This is a genomic window from Mucilaginibacter sp. NFR10 (assembly GCF_900100445.1).
GTDB classification, from domain to species: domain Bacteria; phylum Bacteroidota; class Bacteroidia; order Sphingobacteriales; family Sphingobacteriaceae; genus Mucilaginibacter; species Mucilaginibacter rubeus.
Map to the genome: position 1 here is coordinate 114508 of NZ_FMTV01000002.1, position 21356 is coordinate 135863.

20 protein-coding genes are annotated in these 21356 nt (G+C 43.5%); 13 read left to right on the forward strand and 7 right to left on the reverse strand.

Annotated features, from left to right (window positions below):
• The first annotated feature begins 54 nt into the window (after positions 1-54).
• The 4 genes from BLP33_RS08300 (at position 55) to BLP33_RS08315 (ending at position 5948) form a co-directional block, all read left to right on the forward strand.
• Positions 55-1077, forward strand: coding sequence for an alpha/beta hydrolase family protein (locus tag BLP33_RS08300; protein ID WP_090526462.1), 1023 nt, complete (start codon positions 55-57; stop codon positions 1075-1077).
• A 106-nt stretch (positions 1078-1183) separates the two neighbouring features.
• Complete coding sequence (locus BLP33_RS08305; RefSeq protein ID WP_090526464.1) at positions 1184-2581, forward strand: hypothetical protein; 1398 nt, start codon at positions 1184-1186, stop codon at positions 2579-2581.
• A gap of 313 nt (positions 2582-2894) precedes the next feature.
• Entirely contained in the window at positions 2895-5312 is a 2418-nt protein-coding gene (locus BLP33_RS08310; RefSeq protein WP_090526466.1) for a glycoside hydrolase family 3 N-terminal domain-containing protein, read from the forward strand.
• A 195-nt stretch (positions 5313-5507) separates the two neighbouring features.
• Positions 5508-5948, forward strand: a complete 441-nt coding sequence (locus BLP33_RS08315; RefSeq protein WP_090526468.1) for a DUF695 domain-containing protein — start codon at positions 5508-5510, stop codon at positions 5946-5948.
• Positions 5949-5968: 20 nt separating this feature from the next.
• On the opposite strand, the gene BLP33_RS08320 is transcribed toward BLP33_RS08315, so the two are convergent.
• Positions 5969-6802: a sterol desaturase family protein gene (locus BLP33_RS08320; RefSeq protein ID WP_090526469.1), complete on the reverse strand. Its 834-nt coding sequence runs from the start codon at positions 6800-6802 to the stop codon at positions 5969-5971.
• Between the two features lie 190 nt (positions 6803-6992).
• Here BLP33_RS08320 and BLP33_RS08325 point away from each other — a divergent pair, with 190 nt between their 5' ends.
• From BLP33_RS08325 to BLP33_RS08360, 8 genes are all read left to right on the forward strand, one after another.
• Positions 6993-7718, forward strand: a complete 726-nt coding sequence (locus BLP33_RS08325) for a DUF2071 domain-containing protein (RefSeq protein ID WP_090526471.1) — start codon at positions 6993-6995, stop codon at positions 7716-7718.
• Between the two features lie 33 nt (positions 7719-7751).
• Entirely contained in the window at positions 7752-8615 is an 864-nt protein-coding gene (locus tag BLP33_RS08330) for a helix-turn-helix domain-containing protein (RefSeq protein WP_090526473.1), read from the forward strand.
• A 96-nt stretch (positions 8616-8711) separates the two neighbouring features.
• The gene (locus tag BLP33_RS08335; RefSeq protein WP_090526475.1) at positions 8712-9251 is read left to right on the forward strand and encodes a carboxymuconolactone decarboxylase family protein; all 540 of its coding nucleotides are present in this window, start codon (positions 8712-8714) and stop codon (positions 9249-9251) included.
• Between the two features lie 90 nt (positions 9252-9341).
• Entirely contained in the window at positions 9342-9959 is a 618-nt protein-coding gene (locus BLP33_RS08340) for a pyridoxamine 5'-phosphate oxidase family protein (RefSeq protein WP_090526477.1), read from the forward strand.
• Between the two features lie 94 nt (positions 9960-10053).
• Entirely contained in the window at positions 10054-10452 is a 399-nt protein-coding gene (locus tag BLP33_RS08345) for a VOC family protein (RefSeq protein WP_139159958.1), read from the forward strand.
• An 8-nt stretch (positions 10453-10460) separates the two neighbouring features.
• On the forward strand, positions 10461-10799 hold the full coding sequence (locus BLP33_RS08350; RefSeq protein WP_090526481.1) for a hypothetical protein: 339 nt from the start codon (positions 10461-10463) through the stop codon (positions 10797-10799).
• Positions 10800-10806: 7 nt separating this feature from the next.
• Complete coding sequence (locus tag BLP33_RS08355; RefSeq protein ID WP_139159959.1) at positions 10807-10992, forward strand: hypothetical protein; 186 nt, start codon at positions 10807-10809, stop codon at positions 10990-10992.
• A gap of 246 nt (positions 10993-11238) precedes the next feature.
• A complete protein-coding gene (locus BLP33_RS08360; protein ID WP_090526485.1) occupies positions 11239-12471 on the forward strand; it encodes an ROK family protein in 1233 nt (410 codons plus the stop codon).
• Between the two features lie 132 nt (positions 12472-12603).
• On the opposite strand, the gene BLP33_RS08365 is transcribed toward BLP33_RS08360, so the two are convergent.
• The 6 genes from BLP33_RS08365 to BLP33_RS08390 all read right to left on the reverse strand — a co-directional run bounded on the left by BLP33_RS08365 (position 12604) and on the right by BLP33_RS08390 (position 20090).
• On the reverse strand, positions 12604-13455 hold the full coding sequence (locus BLP33_RS08365) for a hydroxymethylglutaryl-CoA lyase (protein ID WP_090526487.1): 852 nt from the start codon (positions 13453-13455) through the stop codon (positions 12604-12606).
• A 127-nt stretch (positions 13456-13582) separates the two neighbouring features.
• Positions 13583-14896: an NAD(P)/FAD-dependent oxidoreductase gene (locus BLP33_RS08370; RefSeq protein ID WP_090526489.1), complete on the reverse strand. Its 1314-nt coding sequence runs from the start codon at positions 14894-14896 to the stop codon at positions 13583-13585.
• Between the two features lie 245 nt (positions 14897-15141).
• The gene (gene secDF, locus BLP33_RS08375) at positions 15142-18132 is read right to left on the reverse strand and encodes a protein translocase subunit SecDF (RefSeq protein ID WP_090526491.1); all 2991 of its coding nucleotides are present in this window, start codon (positions 18130-18132) and stop codon (positions 15142-15144) included.
• Between the two features lie 116 nt (positions 18133-18248).
• Positions 18249-18731 carry a dihydrofolate reductase gene (locus BLP33_RS08380; RefSeq protein WP_090526494.1) on the reverse strand — a complete coding sequence of 161 codons (483 nt, stop codon included), beginning with the start codon at positions 18729-18731 and terminating at the stop codon, positions 18249-18251.
• Positions 18732-18870: 139 nt separating this feature from the next.
• A complete protein-coding gene (locus tag BLP33_RS08385; RefSeq protein WP_217633143.1) occupies positions 18871-19191 on the reverse strand; it encodes a four helix bundle protein in 321 nt (106 codons plus the stop codon).
• A gap of 77 nt (positions 19192-19268) precedes the next feature.
• Entirely contained in the window at positions 19269-20090 is an 822-nt protein-coding gene (locus BLP33_RS08390) for a thymidylate synthase (protein ID WP_090526496.1), read from the reverse strand.
• A 180-nt stretch (positions 20091-20270) separates the two neighbouring features.
• Here BLP33_RS08390 and ispE point away from each other — a divergent pair, with 180 nt between their 5' ends.
• On the forward strand, positions 20271-21071 hold the full coding sequence (ispE, locus tag BLP33_RS08395) for a 4-(cytidine 5'-diphospho)-2-C-methyl-D-erythritol kinase (protein WP_090526498.1): 801 nt from the start codon (positions 20271-20273) through the stop codon (positions 21069-21071).
• Positions 21072-21356 lie beyond the last annotated feature (285 nt).

Below are 21356 nucleotides of genomic sequence, written 5' to 3' on the forward strand. Positions count from 1 at the left end.
GTCAATCTTTTTGACTCACTGAATGTGTTGCTTTGTGATATAAACGCTAACATTATGTGGAAACAAACCTTCACCATTATTATAATCTTGCTATCAGGCCATCTTGCGATTGCCCAAAACTTAGGCGAGCGTACCCTCAATTTTAAGGACGAAAGCCGTAATAACCGTCCGGTGGTAACCGAAATCTGGTATCCAACTGCCGATACATTGAAGCCTGCAGATAAGCATTTTTCGCCCTTTTTACGGCAACCGACGGTCCGTAATGGCAAGCTTCCCGCAAATAAACTGCCGCTTATCCTGCTCTCGCATGGCACAGGTGGCGGCCGGTTAACTTTGGAGTGGCTGGCCCAGGCCATCGCAAACAGCGGTTGTATAGTTGCTGCTGTCGATCATTATGGCAATACCTACGATCATAAAATTCCCCTTGAATTTGTTAAGCCATGGGAACGCCCGCTGGATATCAGTTTTGCTCTTACATCCTTATTGAATAACCCCGAGATCGGCCCCCTTATTAATCAGCAAAAAATAGGCGCAACCGGGTTTTCATTTGGCGGCTATACTATGATCGCCCTGGCCGGTGCAAAGCTCGATTTTGAACAGGCCCGCAACTATTACAAAACCACAGGCCGCAAAGAGCTGGAAATCCCCGAATTTCCGGGCTTGGTAAAATTACTGGACGATAGCTCCATGATCGCCGATTCCAAACATGTGCCCCCGCTAAAAGATAACCGGATCAAAGCATTCTTTTCCATATCGCCCGCATTAGGCTTTGGTTTCACTCGTAAAGAGCAGGTAGCTGATATTAAAGGCGCCTTGTATATTGTAGGCTCGCAAAGTGATAGCATAGCCCCGGTTAAAACCAATGCAAGGCATTATCATCAGCTCATTGGTAGATCAAAATATACAGAGCTGCCCGGTAAGATAGGCCATTACGTAATGCTTGGCGAGGCCATTGACGCAGTAAAAAAAGAAGCTCCGATATATTTTACCGATGATCCTTCGGTTAACAGGCATGCCATTCACTTACAGGTGGACAGCTTGGCTGTCGGCTTTTTTAAGACGGCGTTAAAGTATTAGTCGGCCGGTAAAATTTAACAAAACCTTATCATTAGGCTAAAAACATTTTTATCGTGCAGGAGTTGATAGTTAAATCTGAATCGTAGAATTTTTTCCTGCCGATACTATGAAAGCTTTTGTGTTAGGTTTGCTTATCACACTTTTTGCCGGCGTTAATGCCGGCGCGCAACCAAAAAATGTAAGCGGCGTTTACGCCGGTATTGAAATAACCTTACCTGTTACTATGGGGGGAGGCATGGGCCGCAGTGATGTTGTGTTCCAGTTAAGGCCCGATGGTACTTTTAACGATTTGCTTGAAAAGCCCGATTGGAAAACACATGTTGCAGGCCGTTACCAGGTACAGGGCAGTACGCTCAAGCTGCAGTATCTCAAAGGCGCCAAACAGGAATATAAAATTGAATCTGACGGCGATATCGATGCAGGTTCTTTCAGTATCTTAAAGCTCAATACTGCCGATAGGGTACCTGCGGGTTATTATCAATTTACCCACGCAAGTAGCATGGGAGGCGGAAATACCGGGCAGGTATTTGTTGGCACATCGGGCTCAAAAGGCCTTTATTTTGATGGGAAGGGTAATTTTAGCCAAAATAGTTCTTCGGCCACTATGGTATCGGGTGAAGGCATTGGCGGCGGCGGAAGTCGCAAAGACAGCGGGGCAGGTACCTATACAATTAAAGATGGAGTACTTACCCTAAATTACAATACAGGTAAAACCGAAACGCATAGTTTCTTTTGCCGCCCCGGTGAAAAACCGGTAATGGCTGCCATTGACGGCAATATTTATTTTATGGAGGACAAAGCACCCAAAAGCGCGTCATCCTCATCTAAAACAACATCCGGGTCTTCCGGCAATGCCAAAACAACTGCCGGAAATCAGGCAGCTGAAACCGGTGATAATGATGCTGCGGGTTTATTAAACAAGGCTGCCGAAGTACACGGCGGTGCAAAGCTCAATGCAATTAAAACCATGCAGATCTCTGCTACGATGACGGGCCTCGATTTTACCATTAAGATTGACCTGTCTGCTCATCGTGTCCGCTCTGAGATTCGCAAAGGTGGGAAGTTGTTGCAGGTTGAGCAAATGGAAGGTGATAATGGCTGGCAATGGCGTAACGGCGATAAAAAACCGCTTTCATCTTCCCGCATATCGCAATTGAAACAAGGTTTCCGTTCAGGAGCGTTATTATTCAGGAAAGAGAACCTCGACCATATTCAAAATGTTAAGGCACAGGAGGGCAAAAATAACGTGATGATAGTGAGCTATAGTTTTGACGGCGTAACCAGTTTTGCAGTGTTAGACGGTAAAAATCAGCTGGTTGGCGAAGGTACTAAAGTAGGTTCGGTAGTGCAGATATCGGCTTTTACCGGTTTTAAAACGGTTGATGGTATTGTTTTCCCTGCCGCCGAATTACAAACAGAGGGTGCGCAAAAAAGCAGCATTACATATAACGATTATAAAATAAATCCAGCCTTTACCGAAGCTGATTGGGCAGATGCCCGTTAAGATCATGCCATGGAGTTTTGATAATATATATTATCAAATAGCTGCAAACGCCAATTATATAATCCGCAATTGCAAACAAACCTTACATAATAGCTGCCGTTATCTCGCGGCCTTCCCGGCAGATGCCATAAATGATCAGCGTTAAAATTAGAAGGTACGCAAATGCCGAATTGGATTAGATTAGGGTTGTTACTATGCAAGTGGCGGGTTTAAACCTCATCACTCAAACGATATAGTTAAAATATACGGCCCCGGGCATGGCTGCACCCCACACAGGTTTATATATTTGAAGTTCCAACTCCAATACAACCTCATGAGAATTAAGTACTATCTGCCGCGGGTATTTGTGGCATCCGCTTTATCTATCAGCTTTAGCCTTGCAGCCTCGGCACAGCAAAAGAACATCTATCATAAAGGCTGGATAGATTTTAACAAGAACGGTAAAATGGATGTGTTCGAAGACCCGTCACAACCCATTGATAAGCGCGTGGCCGACCTGGTAAGCCAGATGACCGTTGAAGAGAAAACCTGCCAAATGGCTACCCTTTATGGTTATAAGCGTGTGTTAAAGGACGAAATGCCCGTCCCTAACTGGAAAAATGAAGTATGGAAAGATGGCATAGCCAATATTGATGAAGAACTGAATAATCTTACTTCGCATACTGATGATGCGCCTACACAATATTCATACCCGTTTAGTAAACATGCATCGGCCATTAATAACATTCAAAAATGGTTTGTTGAGGAAACCCGTTTAGGGATCCCGGTTGATTTCACCAATGAGGGGATTCACGGCCTTAACCATGACAGGGCCACGCCGTTGCCCGCGCCGATATCTATAGGCAGCACCTTTGATAAAGAACTGGTTTATGAGGCGGGTAAAACCGTTGGCCGCGAAGCCAAAGCGCTGGGGTATACCAATGTTTACGCCCCCATACTTGACCCCGCCCGCGACCAGCGCTGGGGCCGTGTGGTTGAATGTTATGGCGAAGACCCTTTTCACATTACGGAAATGGGCAAACAGATGGTGTTGGGCATCCAGGAAGGAGGCGTAGCGTCAACCCTTAAGCACTTTGCTGTGTACAGCGTACCTAAAGGAGGCCGTGATGGCAGTGCCCGTACCGATCCGCATGTCGCTCCGCGCGAAATGCACCAGCTATATTTGTATCCCTTCCGCAGGGTGATTCAGGAGGCGCATCCAATGGGGGTAATGAGCAGTTATAATGATTGGGACGGCGTACCAATAACTGGCAGCTATTACTTCCTTACGCAGCTTTTACGTCAGCAATTTGGCTTTAATGGCTATGTGGTAAGCGATAGTGAGGCTGTTGAGTTTCTCTATTCAAAACATCATGTTGCTGCCGATTACAAGGAGGCTGTAAGGCAGGCTGTTGAGGCTGGCCTTAACGTGCGTACTAATTTCACTATGCCGCAAACCTTTATTATGCCTTTGCGCGAGCTGATCAAAGAAAACCGTATCTCCATGAAGATCATCGATACCCGTGTTGGCGAGGTATTGAAAGTGAAGTTCAGGTTAGGTTTGTTTGATAGCCCTTATGTTAAAGATCCTAAAGCTGCCGATAAAATAGTGCACACCGATGCGGATAAAGCCATGAGCCTGAAAATGAACCGCGAGTCGATGGTATTGCTGAAAAATGCAGGCAATCTGCTGCCGTTGGATAAAAAGAAATATCCTAATATCCTGGTAACTGGTCCGCTGGCTAAGGAAACTAACTATGCTGTGAGCAGGTATGGTCCATCGCACAACCCGGTTATTACCGTGTTTGACGGTGTTAAAAATTACGTAGGCAGCGATGCCAAAGTAAGCTATGCTAAAGGCTGTGACATGATTGATGCTACCTGGCCGGAGAGCGAAATTATTGAAACACCGCTAACCGCCCAGGAGCAGGCCGGTATTGATTCGGCAGTTGCACAGGCTAAACAATCGGATATTGTGATTGCTGTGGTAGGCGAGGATGTTGACCGTGTTGGCGAAAGTTTATCGCGTACGGGTTTAAACCTGCCGGGCAGGCAATTGAAGCTGATCCAGGCTTTGCAGGCTACCGGAAAACCTGTGGTAATGGTGATGATCAACGGGCAGCCGCTTACCATCAACTGGGAAAATAAATATGTGCCGGCCATTTTAGAGGCCTGGTTTCCGAGCGTACAAAGCGGGCAGGTGATTGCCGAAACCTTATTTGGCGATAATAATCCCGGTGGAAGATTGCCGATCACTTTCCCAAAAACAACAGGTCAACTGGAATATAATTTTCCTTTTAAACCATCGTCACAGGCAGAGCAGGGCGGGCAAAACAGCTGGGGCAAAACCAGTGTGAAAGGAGCTTTGTACCCTTATGGTTACGGGTTAAGCTACACCACATTTGAGTACAGCAACCTGCAGGTATCGCCCGAAAAAGGCAATTCTCAGGGACTTATACAGGTTAGCGTTGATGTAACCAACACCGGGCAGCGCAAAGGCGATGATGTGGTGCAGCTTTACCTTAAGGATGAGGTAAGCAGCGTTACTACTTACGAGTACGATCTGCGTGGCTTTGATCGCGTTACACTAAATCCCGGCGAGAAGAAAACAGTGCAGTTTACCTTGCACCCTGATGATTTGGCCCTGCTGGATAAAAATATGAACTGGACTGTTGAGCCGGGTAAATTTATGGTGATGATAGGCAGTTCATCTGTTGATATCAAATTGAAAAAAGAGTTTGAGATAGAATAAAAGAGATGTTTATGACTTACGAAGTTTACAAAGCTTCGTAAGTCTGGTATCTATTAAGCAGAAGGGATGCTTTTACAAATGATTTTTTTGAATAAATATACCAGATTTGGTCAAGCGTGACTATCTTTATACTAAGTATAGTTTTGCTTTAATTTTATATAAACATCTCTGCTAAACCTTGTAAAAACATCCCTTATGATCTTAGATGATACCTGGGTATCGGTAGAAGCCGTATCCGACGATGATATTCCATTGCTGGTCCGCTACAGACCCAATTTATCAAACTTTTTTGAAACCGGTGTTTACCTGCAGCGGATGGATGTAACCTGGAACTATGAATCATTTGATCCGTCATTGTTGCCCCCAACTGATGAAATGTTGCTGATGGAACAGGTAGAGGATGCTTTAGTCGATCTGCTTGAAGATGGTCATCAAAGCATACTGGCCTTTGTATTTACCGGCGAAAACGAACGCTGGTGGGCCTGGTATACCACAGATATTGAGGAAGCAGGCGACAGGTTAAACGATGCCTTATCCGAATTTGATGAACTCCCGATTAATATCACGGTTATTGACGACCCGGAATGGGAAGAATATTTTGGTGTAATGGAAGATTTTGGAGAGGATGGGAAATAAAGATTGCCCCCGGTTAACCGTTAATTCCGATGCCCGTTTGGCCGTTCCAACTTCTGAAATGGTATTTTGAGGATATTCAAAAACTTGCCGGTAGTTTCTTTATCCATATGGGTATCAATGCCGAAACGGGTGTTTTCCTGTTCAAGTTCGCCAAAGGTGCCAAAAAGCCTGTCCCAAATACTTAGTACATCGCCGTAATTACGGTCGGTATGTGGTAGTTGATAATGATGGTGTACATGGTGCAGGTTAGGAGTTATAAAAATCAGGCCAACAATTTTGTTAACACGTTGTGGTAACCTGAACTCGGTATGGGCCAGGATATTAAATAATGATTGAAAAGTTTGCCTCAATACCAAAACGCCAATTGCCGGGCCGCAAATAAATACCCAAAGCATTAAGCAACAGGTGCGTACACAGGTTTCGCCGGGATGTTCACGTACTGTGGTCGAAACGTCAACATGAAGATCGCTGTGATGCACGAGGTGAAATTTCCACAGCGGATCTATCTTGTGCATTACCACGTGATAAACGTATTCGCAAAGGTCAAGCAGCATAAAAAGGCTTATATAGTAAACCCATTTATTATGATGACCGGGTATGTAATTGATTAGCCCCCAATGATGTGCGTTGGTCCAGCCAACTATGAGTAAAACAATCGTGGTAAGTAATAGTTGGATAGGGAGGGCTGTGAAAATGAACAGCAGGTTGGTTTTATTGTGCTGCCAGCGTTTTTTTACCGAAATCATACCAGAAGCAACGCAGACTTCCATCAGCCACAGTGAGCAGATAATAAAAGCATATAAAGCAACTTGCACAGCATCCTGATGCCGGTCGAGGAATTGGGTAATAGTCATTCTTAAATTAGTAGGGTAATCGCCTTTGATATTAGAAGGCAATTAGAATGCAATATCTTTTTTTTGAATGAATGTTTGATGAAGTATGTTAAGCGGTTGTTAATGTACTGTGAATGGAAGAGGAGCACATTTGACAGTATAATTTGTCCTGGGTTATCCGAACGCTGAAAAATCATTATAAATTTATCATATGAAGATTCCGAAAATTACCGGCATAATTGACAGGCGCATATTGGTGAACTTTACCGCGGATGCGGACATAGCAAAAAAAATAGTGCCACCGCCCTTTACTCCCAAGCTTGTTAACAGCAAAGCTATAGCAGGGATCTGTTTGATCAGGCTTAAGCACGTTCGCCCTAAAGGTATGCCTGCTTTTTTAGGCGTAGGTTCGGAAAATGGCGCACATCGAATAGCCGTACAATGGGAGGAAAACGGGGAATTGAAAGAAGGAGTTTATATACCTCGACGGGATACCTCGTCCTTATTTAATACGATTGCAGGTGGCAGGGTATTCCCCGGTAGACATCACCAGGCCAAATTTGACGTTAATGAGCACGACGACCAATATCACGTGGCTTTCACCAGTTCGGACGGAACGGTGATTAGTGTGGATGCAAAAGTTGCTGATGAACTCAATCCGGATTCGATATTCGGGACGCTTGATGTAGCTTCTGATTTCTTTAAGGCCGGGGCAACGGGATATTCACCCAATGGCAATAAGTATGAAGGGTTAGTGTTATATACCGATAACTGGAAAGTACAGGCGCTCGAAGTGAGTGCTGTTAAATCAAGCTTTTTTGAAGATGAAAGCATTTTTCCGAAGGGTTCAGTAACGTTTGACAATGCGTTACTTATGACCAATGTTCAGCACGATTGGTCATCCGGCTGCGATAAACCGATGGTGGTGAGCGCTTAATTATTACTTTTAAATATCTTTGCGCTTACGCAAATGAAATTATCAGCTACAGAACAATCCACGGGCGGCGATCTGCTGCTGCTTATCAATGAAAAACATTTCGACAGGATGTTTTTTACCCGCGATCGTCAGCATAAATACCTTACCATAGCCTGGAACCGTGGCGAAAAGCAAACTGTAACCATCGATGAGGTGGATTATGATTTTCTGCCCAACACCATTCTGCCCCTAATGGTTAACCAATCTTTCCGTTTTGAGCGGCCTGAAGATATAGTAGCCTGGCAGTTTAACCGCGATTTTTATTGCATTGTTGATCATGACGAAGAAGTAAGCTGCGTGGGCTTCCTGTTTTATGGTAGCTCCGACCAGGTTTTCGTTACCCTTGACGAAGCCATGCAGTTTAAACTGCAACGCTTGTTGGATATTTTTATAGAAGAGTTTGAAACAGCAGATAATATCCAGATAGATATGCTCAGGATGCTGCTGAAGCGGCTTATCATTATCGTAACCCGCCTTGCCAAGGCGCACAGCGGGCCTCGTGAAGTTTTGGCCGATGAAAAATTTGGTACCATTCGTAAGTTTAATTTGTTGGTAGAGAATAATTACCGTGAACACCATACCGTGGCTTATTATGCGCAGCAGTTAAATAAATCGCCTAAAACGCTTTCCAACCTTTTTGCCCTGTATAACCATAAGACGCCTTTACAGGTGATACAAGAGCGTTTGATTATTGAGGCGAAGCGCCTGTTGTATTATACTGATAAATCGGCCAAGGAAATTACTTATGAATTGGGTTTTGATGACGCAGCTTATTTTAGCAATTTCTTTAAAAAACACACCTCATTTTCACCAACCGATTTCAGAAATAACAAGGTTTTAATGGCCGAAGGGAAATAATTACAAGTACCCGGGAAATTTGCCCATTCCGCAGGGCTGCTTAAGTTGCCACCTTTGTATTGTTAATTCAAAACAACAAAAATTAACGTTACAAAAATGAAAACTTTCGCAATTCCAACAAGAGAACAAGTAACTCCAGAAAACCAAGCCATATTTGATACATTAACAAAAGTGGTAGGCCGTGTGCCAAACCTGTTTGCAGTTTTTGCAACTTCAGATCATGCGCTGGCTAACTATATAACTCTTTCAAACGGTAAAACATCATTACGTGCTAAAGAAAAAGAAGCCGTAAACCTTATCGTAAGCCAGGTAAATGATTGTGCTTATTGTTCTGCCGCCCACACAGCCATCGCTAAAATGAATGGTTTTAACGATGACCAGATCCTTGAGATCCGTGGCGGTTCAGCTTCATTCGACGCGAAAATTGATGCTTTAGTTAAGGTAGCTAAATCAATTACCGAAAATAAAGGCCATGCCGATCATCAACTGGTTGAAAACTTTTACGCTGCCGGTTATACACAAGCTGACCTGATTGACGTAGCCGTAGCAGTGGGCGATAAAACAATTACCAACTATGTATACGCCTTGACCCAGGTGCCGGTTGACTGGCCTGCTATTCCTGAACTGGTTAAATAATATCTCTGATTTATAATTATAGTTTACACTCTTATGCCCGCCCTGCACTGCAGGGCGGGCATAAGTATTTATCTTTAAATTGTTTACATCATGAACTTTGCACGTTTTGCTTTTACCGATGGTGTTAAAAAGCTGCAGGAAAAATATGGCAGCCGTAGTAGTTATGCCCGCATGGAAAGCCTCATGGCCGATAAAGATGGCATTACCGAACCTGAACAAATGTTTATCGAAAGCCGCGACAGTTTTTATATGGCCAGTATTGGTGAAAACGGCTATCCGTATATTCAGCATAGGGGAGGGCCTGCCGGTTTTATTAAAGTGATAGATAACCATACGCTTGGCGTAGTCGATTTCAGGGGCAACAAGCAGTACATTTCGGTTGGTAACGTAATGGAACATCCGCAGATATCTTTATTTTTGATGGATTATCCGCATAAAACAAGGCTTAAGATCTATGCAGATGCCCGTATCGTTGAACTTGCCGACAATCCCGAATTATTTGACCTGATTGATCCTGCTGAGTACAAACATACACCTGAAAGAATGCTCGTTTTCGATGTAAAAGCATTCGACTGGAATTGTCCGCAGCATATTACACCGCGCTACACCGTTGAGGAAATTAAGGAAGCCTTCGCACCGCAAAATGAATATGTGCTTAAACTGGAGTATGAAATAGCTAAGCTAAAAAAGCAACTGGAAGAAAAATAAGCGGCTTTGATAAATAGACCGCAATAGTTTACCTTTAATTAATGCTGATAACAGCAGGCGTAAATTAATGAACATAATTCAACAAATAATCCCCATGCTTGCCTACGAAGATGGTATTGCGGCCATGAACTGGTTGTGCGATGTTTTTGGTTTTACTGAAAATATGCGGATGACGGATGCGGCTGATCACCTTGCTCATGGGGAGCTCAAAATGGGCGAAAGCCTGGTTATGCTGGCTGAGCCTACGTCCCATTATCAAAGCCCGGCACATCATGCCCAGAATTGTGATATCGCTGCTAAATGGAGCGCTGTACCTTATATTATCAACGGGGTTTTGGTGTATGTAGACGATGTTGAACAGCATTACAGAACTGCTAAAAGTAAAGGCGCAACGATATTAAGTGAATTGGAATATGGCTTTCCCGGCACCCGCTATCGTGCTGCCGACCTGGAGGGGCAGCGCTGGATGTTTATGCAAATTAAAAGAGATTAAACCACCTTATGACTACGCTGTTCCATTTATTGTTTGTTGTAATTAAATCATCCATTCTTGGGTTGCTTTATACCCCGGTAGTCTGGTTTTTATGGGTGCTGTTTTTAAAAGCACAAAAAAAGTATACCGGCTTTAAATGGTTCAGCGTATTTGCAGTTTATAAAATTGTCAGTATATCGCTGATCGTGTTTTCCTTTACCTATTATGGCAATCATGGCCTCGGCGATGAATCCCGGATTCCTTTGGGGCATGGAGAAGCTATGGAGGAGAGCGACCAGTTTGCTTATTTTGTGCCTAAAGGGAAAAGTGAACAAATCCATGTGGATACTTATTTTAAAAGGCGATAACCTTTGCATGTCGATTGATTCGGGATATAAAGTTTATAACTTAAGAACTAAAGGTGTTGTTAATTTCAGTGATGAGCCAATGTATAACGCTTTTGCTGTTTCATACGGTTTACCATTATCGCGGCATTTAAAAGATTTCAGATCGCAATATGATGAATACTGGAGCGGATGGCGGTTTTGGCTGCTGCCATAGTAAATTATTGGGTTCAAATAGCCGTGATAGCAAGTTTTAATCAAAACTTTCGCATATTTTATATCGTACACCAATATAATAGATATTTTTGTGCGTTGTAGGCAAAAGGCACATTAATGGTGTCCATGTACATACAACAGGTTTACTGTAATATTTACAGTTGTACTTATTAACTTTATTTTTAATTTTATAAAATTCAGAACACTAAGGTGTTGCCTGTTATAAACCAAACTATAATAATTGTTGATGGAACTTACGAATAAAGGGGTAAAAGGCAGCCAGTTAAAAAATATGATCATTAAAAGGCTTTATTTTAATAAGGCCATGTCGTGTGCCGGATTAAGTGAGTTATTTGATAAAAGTATCCCGTCTATAGCCAAAGCTATAAACGAGTTAATGCACGAGGGTTTTGTGGTTGAACAGGGGTATGCCCCTTCAAGCGGCGGCCGTCGCCCGTTAATGTATTCGGTAAAGTCAAGCGCTATGCACATTTTAGCTATCGCGCTCGATCAGCTCACCGCCCGTATCCAGATGTTTGATCTGCTGAATAATCCGGTTGCCGATATGCTTACCTTTGAGCTTAAACTACTCAATAACCCCGAGGCGTTGCCCACGCTGGTTGAGCAGATTAACAACTACATAGCAAACAGTGGGATCCCTAAAGATAAGATTGCCGGAATAGGCATCGGTATGCCCGGCTTCATCAATATCACCGAAGGTATCAATTATACCTACCTTGATGCCGGCGGACAAAGCTTAACTGCCTACCTTACTTCCAAAACAGGCATCGCCACTTATATCGATAATGATTCAAGTCTGATAGCCCTCGCCGAACAAAAATTTGGTATTGCCAAATCACAGCAGGAAGTTATGGTAATAAACCTGGGCTGGGGTATTGGCCTGGGGATGATCGTAAATGGAAAACTGTTCCGCGGCCACAACGGTTTTGCGGGCGAGCTAAGCCATATCCCGCTATCGGAAGATGGTTCCCTTTGCGAATGTGGTAAACGCGGCTGCCTGGAAGCCGAAGCATCATTATTGGTAGTTGCTCAAAAAGCCATAGCAGGTATCAAAAAAGGCCGTGTAACCAGCTTAAAATATAATGAGGAAGATCACTCCAAACTAATGGGAGATGCCCTGATAGAGGCTGCCAATAACGGTGACCAGTTTGCTATCGAACTGTTATCCGACGCCGGTTATAAAATAGGGAAAGCCCTGGCCATCCTTATCCACATCATGAACCCCGCCATCATTGTATTAAGTGGTCGCGGAGCTAAAGTTGCCAAGATACTGATGGCCCCGATACAACAAGCCCTTCACAAGTACTGTATCCCGCGTCTGGCAGGCGGTACCGAACTATTGGTATCTGAACTTGGGTTTGATGCTGAGTTAATTGGTGCGGCTGTATTGGTAATGGAAAACTTTGACAGGGTGGTGAAAAGCAAAGCTGCAAAAGCGGCTAAAAGCGCGGCAGCGTAAAAAATATCCGGTTACCGTCATTGCGAGGCACGAAGCAATCGCGAACTATACAGAGGTACTTGCACAGTTACTCTGCTAATTGGGGATTGCTTCGTACCTTATAATGAGGTATTGGGGGGATGATCTTTATTTTCATCCAAACACTTTCTCCGAAAATTCCATCGCCTCCTGGAATTTATCCATATTAAGCCCTGTGGGCTCATTTTGTATTTTAAGGTAGCCTATCAGGTTTTCGGTAGCAATGTTGCCTGTGAGGTCGTCTTTGGCCATTGGGCAGCCTCCGTATCCTTTTAATGCAGTATCAAAACGCTTGCAGCCGCTTTCATAGGCTGCTGTTATCTTAGGTTGCCAGGTATTTGGTGTGGAATGAAGATGGATGCCAAACTCAACGTTGGGGAATAACCGACAAAGATTAGGATAAATACTGCCGATCTGTGCCGCATCTGCGATGCCTATAGTATCGGCAAGGGCAATGTCCTTTATTCCCTCGGTTGTCATTTTTTCAGCCCATTGTTCAACAATGCCGGTATTCCATTCATCGCCATAGGGATTACCAAAACCCATAGAGAGGTATACCAATAACTGTTTGCCGTTTTTACCACACAATTCATTCATGCGCTGCACATTTTCAAAGGCTTGCGTTATAGTGGTATTGGTATTTCTAAGCTGAAATGTTTCGGATATGGAAAATGGATAACCAAGGTAAGTGATCTCTTCATGTTTAGCCGCGTCTTCTGCCCCGCGATAGTTGGCTATAATAGCTAATAGCTTTGACCGAGTATTACTCAGATCGAGTTTCTTTAATACCTCCGCTGTGTCCTGTAACTGGGGGATAGCCTTGGGCGATACAAAGCTGCCAAAATCTATCGTATCAAAACCCACCTGTAAAAGCAGGTTAATGTATTCCGCCTTTATATCGGTAGGAATAAAATCATGAATGCCCTGCATGGCATCGCGGGGGCATTCGGTTATTTTGATGCTCATTTTTGGAAATCTTAGGTTTTAAGTCTTAAGTCAAAAGTCATCAATTTAGTTTACAAAACGCTAAACTTCCAACTTAAAACTTTTGATTTAAGCCTTAAAATCCGAGACTTTAGATTCAGGACTTAAGCTAATCAACTGTATTCGGCAAATGCTGATCCTCAGTTAAGCCTTCGCGCTCAAATTTGCGGATAATAAGCCTTGTACCGCCATTATAGGTTACATAGCTCGATACCCAGTTAATGAATACAATCACCTTATTACGGCCGCCTAAAAGCGATATCAGGTGCACAAACATCCATACAAGCCATGCAAAAAATCCCTGGAATTTTACTTTGCCCAAATCGGCCACCGCCTTATTGCGGCCAATAGTTGCCAATGAGCCTTTATCGTTATACTTAAACGGTGAGGTTTGTTCGCCGTTAATGATATGAATGATATTTTTAGCCACGTGCTGGCCCATTTGTATGGCTACCTGCGCTACGCCGGGGTGTCCCTTAGGGGTTTCATCGGTGATCATGGCTGCAACGTCGCCAATTGCAAATACGTTGTTAAAGCCGGCAACGCGGCCAACGCTATCCACTTTTATTCTATTTCCACGTTCAATAACCTCTTTATCAAAGCCATCGGGCACAACACCCATAACCCCGGCACTCCAGATCACATTTTTGGTGCGAATGCTTTTACCGCCTTCAAATTTGATTTCCTCGCCGTCGTAGCTTTCCACCTTTACGCCGGTTAGCACTTCAACGCCCATATTGGTCAGGAAGGTGCGGGCCGCGTTGGATGCCTGGTCGGAGAAGGGGCCAAGTACTTTCGGTAAAAAATCGACCAGGTACACCTTCATGTCCTCCTTTTTAAGTTCAGGGTAGTCTTTAGTCAAAACGTGATTACGAAGCTCGGCCAGTGAGCCTGCAAGCTCAACACCCGTTGGGCCAGCGCCTACCAGTACAAAAGTAAGGTAGGGATCGCGCTCGGCCTTACCTACTTTAAGCAGGGCTTCTTCAATGTTCTGCAAAATAGAGTACCGGAGGTTCAACGCCTCAGGGATCGACTTCATCGGCATGGAATAATGCTCGATATCTTTATTGCCGAAAAAGTTAGTAGTTGAGCCGGTAGCAATCACGAGGTAATCGTAAGCTATATTGCCTATAGTGGTTTCGAGCATATTACTTTCAGCATCTACCTTTGTTACTTCCGCTATCCTGAAGCGGAAATTCTTTTGGCTCGCAAAATTTTTCCTTAAAGAAAAGGCAATCGACTCCGACTCGAGGCTGCCCATAGCCACCTGGTATAAGAGGGGCTGAAAGGTATGGTAGTTGTGCTTATCCAGCATCAAAACGTCTACAGGTTTGTCCTTTAGTTGTTTTGCTACCTGTAGGCCGCCGAAGCCGCCGCCTACGATCACTACAAGTGGAAATTTTGAATTATTTGATGTGTTCATTTGTGCAGGGTATCTGTTAAAAAACTTTTTAAGGGCAACGTAATGCGCTTTTGGGAATATAGCGCAATCTCCGTGCCGCCAATAACATTTATATGAAATACGGTGTAAGTATAGTTCATTGTACGCGATATGCAACACCATCTGTCGGTGATATTATGGCTTTTTCTAATGAGCAGTATTGCATTGTACATCAACAAAAAAGGCCCCAAATTACTTTGGAGCCTTTCAATAATTTATTCTTTTCCTTATTTCAGGTCTTTCTTTCCAAAGTCAACGATCACCGGTGTTGCCACACAGATCGACGAGTATGTACCGAAAAGGACACCAATTAATAACGCGAACGAGAAGCCTTTGATAACGTCACCACCAAAGATGAACAATACTAACAATACGAATACCACGGTTAATGCTGTGATAATTGTACGGCTTAATGTACTGTTGATGGCTTTGTTGATAACATCCTCTGGTTTTTCGTTTTTGTTAGAGTGTTCAAGGAATTCACGGATCCTGTCAAATACTACCACTGTATCGTTAATTGAATAACCGATAACAGTAAGGATAGCCGCGATAAAAGCCTGATCAATATCCAATGAGAACGGAAGGAAACCATTGAACAATGAGAAGAACGATAATACTAACAACGCATCGTGAGCAGTCGCGATCATCGCACCCAAGCTGAACTGCCATTTACGGAAACGGATCAGGATATAAGCCGAGATTACGAAGATTGCGAACAATACCGTGTAAATAGCTGATGTTTTTAACTCGTCGGCAATAGTAGCACTTACTTTTGAACCACCTAAAATGTTGCTATCGGTAATTTTAGTTTCAGCTTTAGCAGCTAATGTGCTAACAAGGGTTGCCCTTACCTTGGCATCGGCAGCTGTTGAGTTATCATTGAACAGATAGTTGGTAGTGATACTGAATTTATCGGTACCCATGGTTTTAACCTCGGTACTGCGACCTAAAGTGGCGTCGATAGCATCGTGGATCTGCTCGGTAGTAACGTTTTTGTTAGGGAAGCTAACAATGTAGTTACGGCCGCCTTCAAAATCCACACCGTAGGTAAAGCCTCGGGTGAAGATAGATACCAAACCTGCTGCAATGAATAAGCCTGAGAAAATGTAGAACTTGCCGCGGTTTTTTACGAACGCGAAGTTTGCATTTTTAAAGGTATGTGAGCTCCAAGGGTTAGAGAATTTGATATCCATGCCTTTGTCAAGCATCCACTCAAATATAACCCTTGAGATCAGCAATGAACAGAACAATGAAGTTGCGATACCGATCATCAATGTAGTTGCAAAGCCCTGGATAGGACCTGAACCAAATACAAACAGGATTAAACCGGTAAGGAAGGTACTGATCTGTGAATCGAGGATTGAAGGCAAAGCATGTTTGAAACCATCGGCAACAGCAACCCTTAATGATTTGCCAAGGCCAAGCTCTTCACGCACACGTTCATAAACCAGTACGTTGGCATCTACCGCGATACCGAGGGTTAATACGATACCTGCAACACCTGGCACAGTTAATACCGCGCCTAAACTGGTCAGTACACCCATCAGGAAGAAGATATTGATGATTACTGCAACAACTGCTACAGTACCGGCACGATTGTAGTAAGCGATCATGAAGATCAACACCACAACTAAGCCTAAGATACTTGAAGTAATGCCTGCAGAGATAGCCTGCTCGCCTAACGACGGACCTACTATTGACTCAGATACGATGTGGGCAGGAGCAGGTAAACGGCCTGCTTTTAATACGTTGGCTAAGTCGCGCGTATCATCAATGGTGAAGTTACCTGAGATTGATGATACACCGCCCGAAATTTCGTTTTGTACGGTAGGAGCAGAGTATACGTTATCATCTAAAACGATGGCGATAGCTTTTTTGTTGGTGCCCGATGATGCTTCGGCCGTAACGGCACGCCATTTTTGAGCACCTTCTGAGTTCATGATCATCACAACCTCAGGGCTGCCTTTCTGGTCGTTATCGGCACGGGCATCGTTAATTACGTCGCCTGATAATACCGGGCCATTTTCGGCACCAGTAAGTTTAATAGCGTATAACGCAAAAGTTTTGGTGTTTTTAATAGGTTTTACTTCCCACAAAAATTTGATGTTACGTGGAATAACTGCTAAAACATCTGCACTGTGCAGGTATGAATTTACTTTAGCAGTATCCTGAAGCGGAGCATAACCAACAACAGGGCCCTGGCCTAATTGCTGCTGGCCGTTTGCACCCTGGCCAACGTTTAATGACATTACTGCAAACAACGGGTGTTGTGCAGCTAATTTTGTTTTGCTTAATGAAGCAGCTGAAGTATCGTTTTTAGCAGCATTCTTTTGAACTTTGCTTAACAACGAACCACCTTTAGCTGTATCAGCTTTTCCAGCTGCAATTTTAGCAGTGGTATCAGCTTTCGCTGATTTACCTGTGTCCGCTTTGGCAGTTTTGCTTTTTGCAGCAAGCAGGTTGTCAATATTGATCAGGTATTGATATGCCTCAGCATTATCAAAAGTTTCGTAAAACTCCAGTTTCGCAGAACCCGAAAGCAACTTACGAACACGCTCAGGTTCTTTAACGCCTGGTAGCTCAACTAAAATCCTGTTTGAGCCTTGTTGCAACTGGATGTTTGGCTGGGTTACACCAAACTGGTTGATACGGGTGTTTAAAACAGTAAATGATTGTTTAACCGCAGTTGAAGCCAAATCCTCAAGATAAGTTTTAACCTCGCTGTTTGAAGCGTTGAACTTCAGGTGATCCTGGTTATCTTTTGTTGAAAAGATAGCGGCAAGTTTACCATTGGGGTTTAGCTTTTCGTACTCGCTTACAAATAAAGCGATGTAATCTTTTTGGTTGGTTTGAGCATTGGCCTGCAATTTGTCGGCGTTAGCCAAAGCCTGGTTAAAAGTAGCATCAGGATTGTTGTTGGCAATTTTCCTAACCAGCTCATCAAGCTGGATCTGCATAGTAACGTTCATGCCACCCTTAAGGTCAAGGCCTAATGCAATTTCCCTTTGCAATACATAAGCGTAATCATGTTTTAATAGCGGATAAACCGGTTGATTGGAAATAGAATCCAAATAAGCTTTTTCTTTCTCAGGATCTCCCTTTGAGTATACTTTGGCATCCTCCCTAACCTTATGGGCCACCCACGTAAATGATAGCTGGTATAAGCACACCACTGCCAGTAGTATGGCGAAAAATTTAATAACCCCTTTGCCTTGCATCGAATTTGTAATATGTAATAAATTAGTTTATAAGCTTTTTTTCAATAAGGCAGCAAATCTAATAAAATTTCGTAAGCACAAAATTTTAAATTAAAACAAAATCATGACAAAAAATGTTAGCGCCGCGCAAGTGTGATAAAAGAATATTTATACTTGTTTTTTTCGTCGGGTTCAAAATCTTCACGATCTTTTTCCAGCCATTCATCAGGATTTAATTCCGGGAAGAAGGTATCGCCTTCAAAATCCTGGTCAATAATGGTGAGATATATGCGATCAGTTAACGGAATTGACTGCCGGTAGATCTCGGCCCCGCCAACAATAAAAACTTCATCCTCGGCCTTGCAAAGCTCAATGGCCGCTTCAATGGATGGTACTACCTCGCAACCTTCAATACTGATGGCCTGCCGGGTAATAACAATGTTGCGGCGTTTGGGCAAAGGCTTACCAACCGAATCAAAAGTTTTACGGCCCATGATCACGGTATGCCCGGTAGTAACATCTTTAAAATGCTTCAGATCATTAGGCAAATACCAGAGTAATTTATTGTCTTTACCGATAGCGTGGTTTTTGGCTATGGCTACGATGATGGATAAAATCATTTTATTTGGTCATTAAGTCATTGGGTCATTTGCTTCGTGTCATTTTGCTTTGCATCATTTTACTTCGCGTCATTGAGTCATTTTTTGACTTGTAGTTATGCATTGCCTTTCCCAATGAATTTGATATAGATGTTTAATTTTACGTGAATTGTTCTAATTCCCGGAGCAGCGATTGATATTCGTCGTTATTGATCAGGCTTCTCGTATTTGCCTTTTTGAGCCAACCTTTGGTTTCAATTACTGATCCGCGGCTAAAATAGCAGAAGTTCTTATTCTCCTTGTAATGATAGCGTCCAAATCCTTCAGCAATGTTTGCGCCAATCGAATCAGATGAGCGAACAATTTGTTTACCCAAAGTGTCTTTAGCAAAGTATTCCCATTTAGCCACTATAAACCAAACCCTGTCGGAAAATGCTTCTGAAAGATTATACACTTCAAGTTCTTCAATTCTATTACTCATGATAAGATTAGGACAGCTAAAAGCAGGACAAGCAAAAAATGACTTAATGACCCAATGACGCGAAGCAAATGACCAAACTACACAGCCACTTCGGCCTTAATATGCGGCCAGGGATCATAATTCTCCAAAGTGAAATCTTCAAACTTGAATGAGAAGATATCTCTTACCTCCGGATTGATTTTCATGGTTGGCAGGGGGCGAGGACCGCGGCTTAGCTGCAGGCGCGCCTGGTCCATATGGTTGTTATACAAATGGGCATCACCAAAAGTGTGTATAAAGTCGCCAAGATCAAGGTCGCATACCTGTGCCATCATCATGGTGAGCAACGCATAGGAAGCTATGTTGAACGGAACGCCAAGGAAAATATCTGCACTGCGTTGGTACAACTGGCACGAAAGTTTTCCTTTAGTCTCGCCTTTTGAAATATCGGGCGGCTCTACGTAAAACTGGAACAAACTATGGCATGGCGGCAGGGCCATCTGGTTAACCTCGGCAACGTTCCAGGCCGACACGATGATACGGCGCGAGTCGGGATTGTTTTTAAGCTGGTTCACCACCTGTTTGATCTGGTCGATATGACCGCCATCTGGTGTAGGCCACGAGCGCCACTGTTTGCCGTACACGGGGCCAAGGTCGCCATTTTCGTCGGCCCACTCGTCCCATATTTTTACGCCATTTTCTTTCAGGTAGCGGATATTGCTGTCGCCGCTCAAAAACCAGATGAGCTCATGGATGATAGATTTGAGGTGCAGTTTTTTGGTGGTTACCATCGGGAAACCATCCTTGAGATTGAAACGCATCTGGTAGCCAAACACACTTACTGTACCGGTGCCGGTTCTGTCATGCTTTTGCGCTCCGGTTTCCATCACATGTCTCATCAGGTCAAGATACTGTTTCATTTTATTTTAAGTTAGATTCGGTTGATTGAGTTAAATTGGGTGATTAGGTTAATGCTTTGAGAAGGCAATGACTTAATGACCTAATGACTCAATGACCAAAGTTTCAAAAGGCAAAGAAAAATAATCTACCTTTGGTTTCCTACGGATGTTGGCAAATACATCACGTGTTAATTAATTTGTATGATTTTATTTCCGAATGCAAAAATAAACATCGGCCTCAATATTACCGAACGCCGGCCGGATGGTTATCATAATCTCGAAACCATTTTTTACCCTATCGACATTAAAGACGCCCTTGAAGTAGTGAAAAGCGACAAATTTAGCTTCACCTCAAGCGGGCTGGATATTCCTGGCCTACCGGAGGATAATCTCTGCGTTAAAGGTTATCAAATGCTCAAGCAGGACCATGACCTGCCACCGGTGAGCATTCATCTGCATAAGCATATTCCGATAGGCTCGGGGTTGGGCGGGGGATCGGCCGATGCCGCATTTTTTATCAGGTTGATGAATGATGAATTTAAACTCGGCCTTTCGGTAGATGAAATGACCAATTACGCGCGCCGCCTCGGTGCCGACTGCGCTTTTTTTATCGAGAACAAACCTGTGTTTGCTTTTGAACGCGGTGATGAATTTGAGAACATCAGGCTCGACCTGTCGGCTTACAAAATTGTGTTGGTAATGCCGCCTGTCCATGTATCAACAGGGGAAGCTTTTCGCGGTATAAAGCCGACCCCGGTAAAAGATTCATTGTTCGATTTGATCAACGAGCCGATAGCTGATTGGAAGAAGCTTATCAAAAATGATTTTGAACAAACCGTGTTTGAAAATCATGCGGAAATCAGAGGCATCAAAGCGGCCCTTTATGAGGCAGGTGCCATATACTCAAGCATGAGTGGAACCGGAGCATCTGTGTTCGGTATTTTTGCTGAAACTCCCGATTTGAAATTTTTGGAAGGGGAGAACCAAGTGTTCTATTTGTGATGTCGGATTTCGGATGTTTGATTTCGGATTTGGTAGGATTCGGGAAGCTGTCCCGAAGCAAAATAAAATCGTCATTGCGAGATACGAAGCAATCCCCGATTGGCAGGTCGTCCCTGTATAGTTTGGGATTGCTTCGTACCTTACAGCAATGACGTTGTGATATAAAGCAATTCTGCTACGAAACTTACTTAGCCTGCTGCATGTAAATGCCGGATGATTTATCGATAATTTTATCAGTCGATAGGCCATCCGGCATTTTATTTAAAAGAAATATCCGATTCCAAA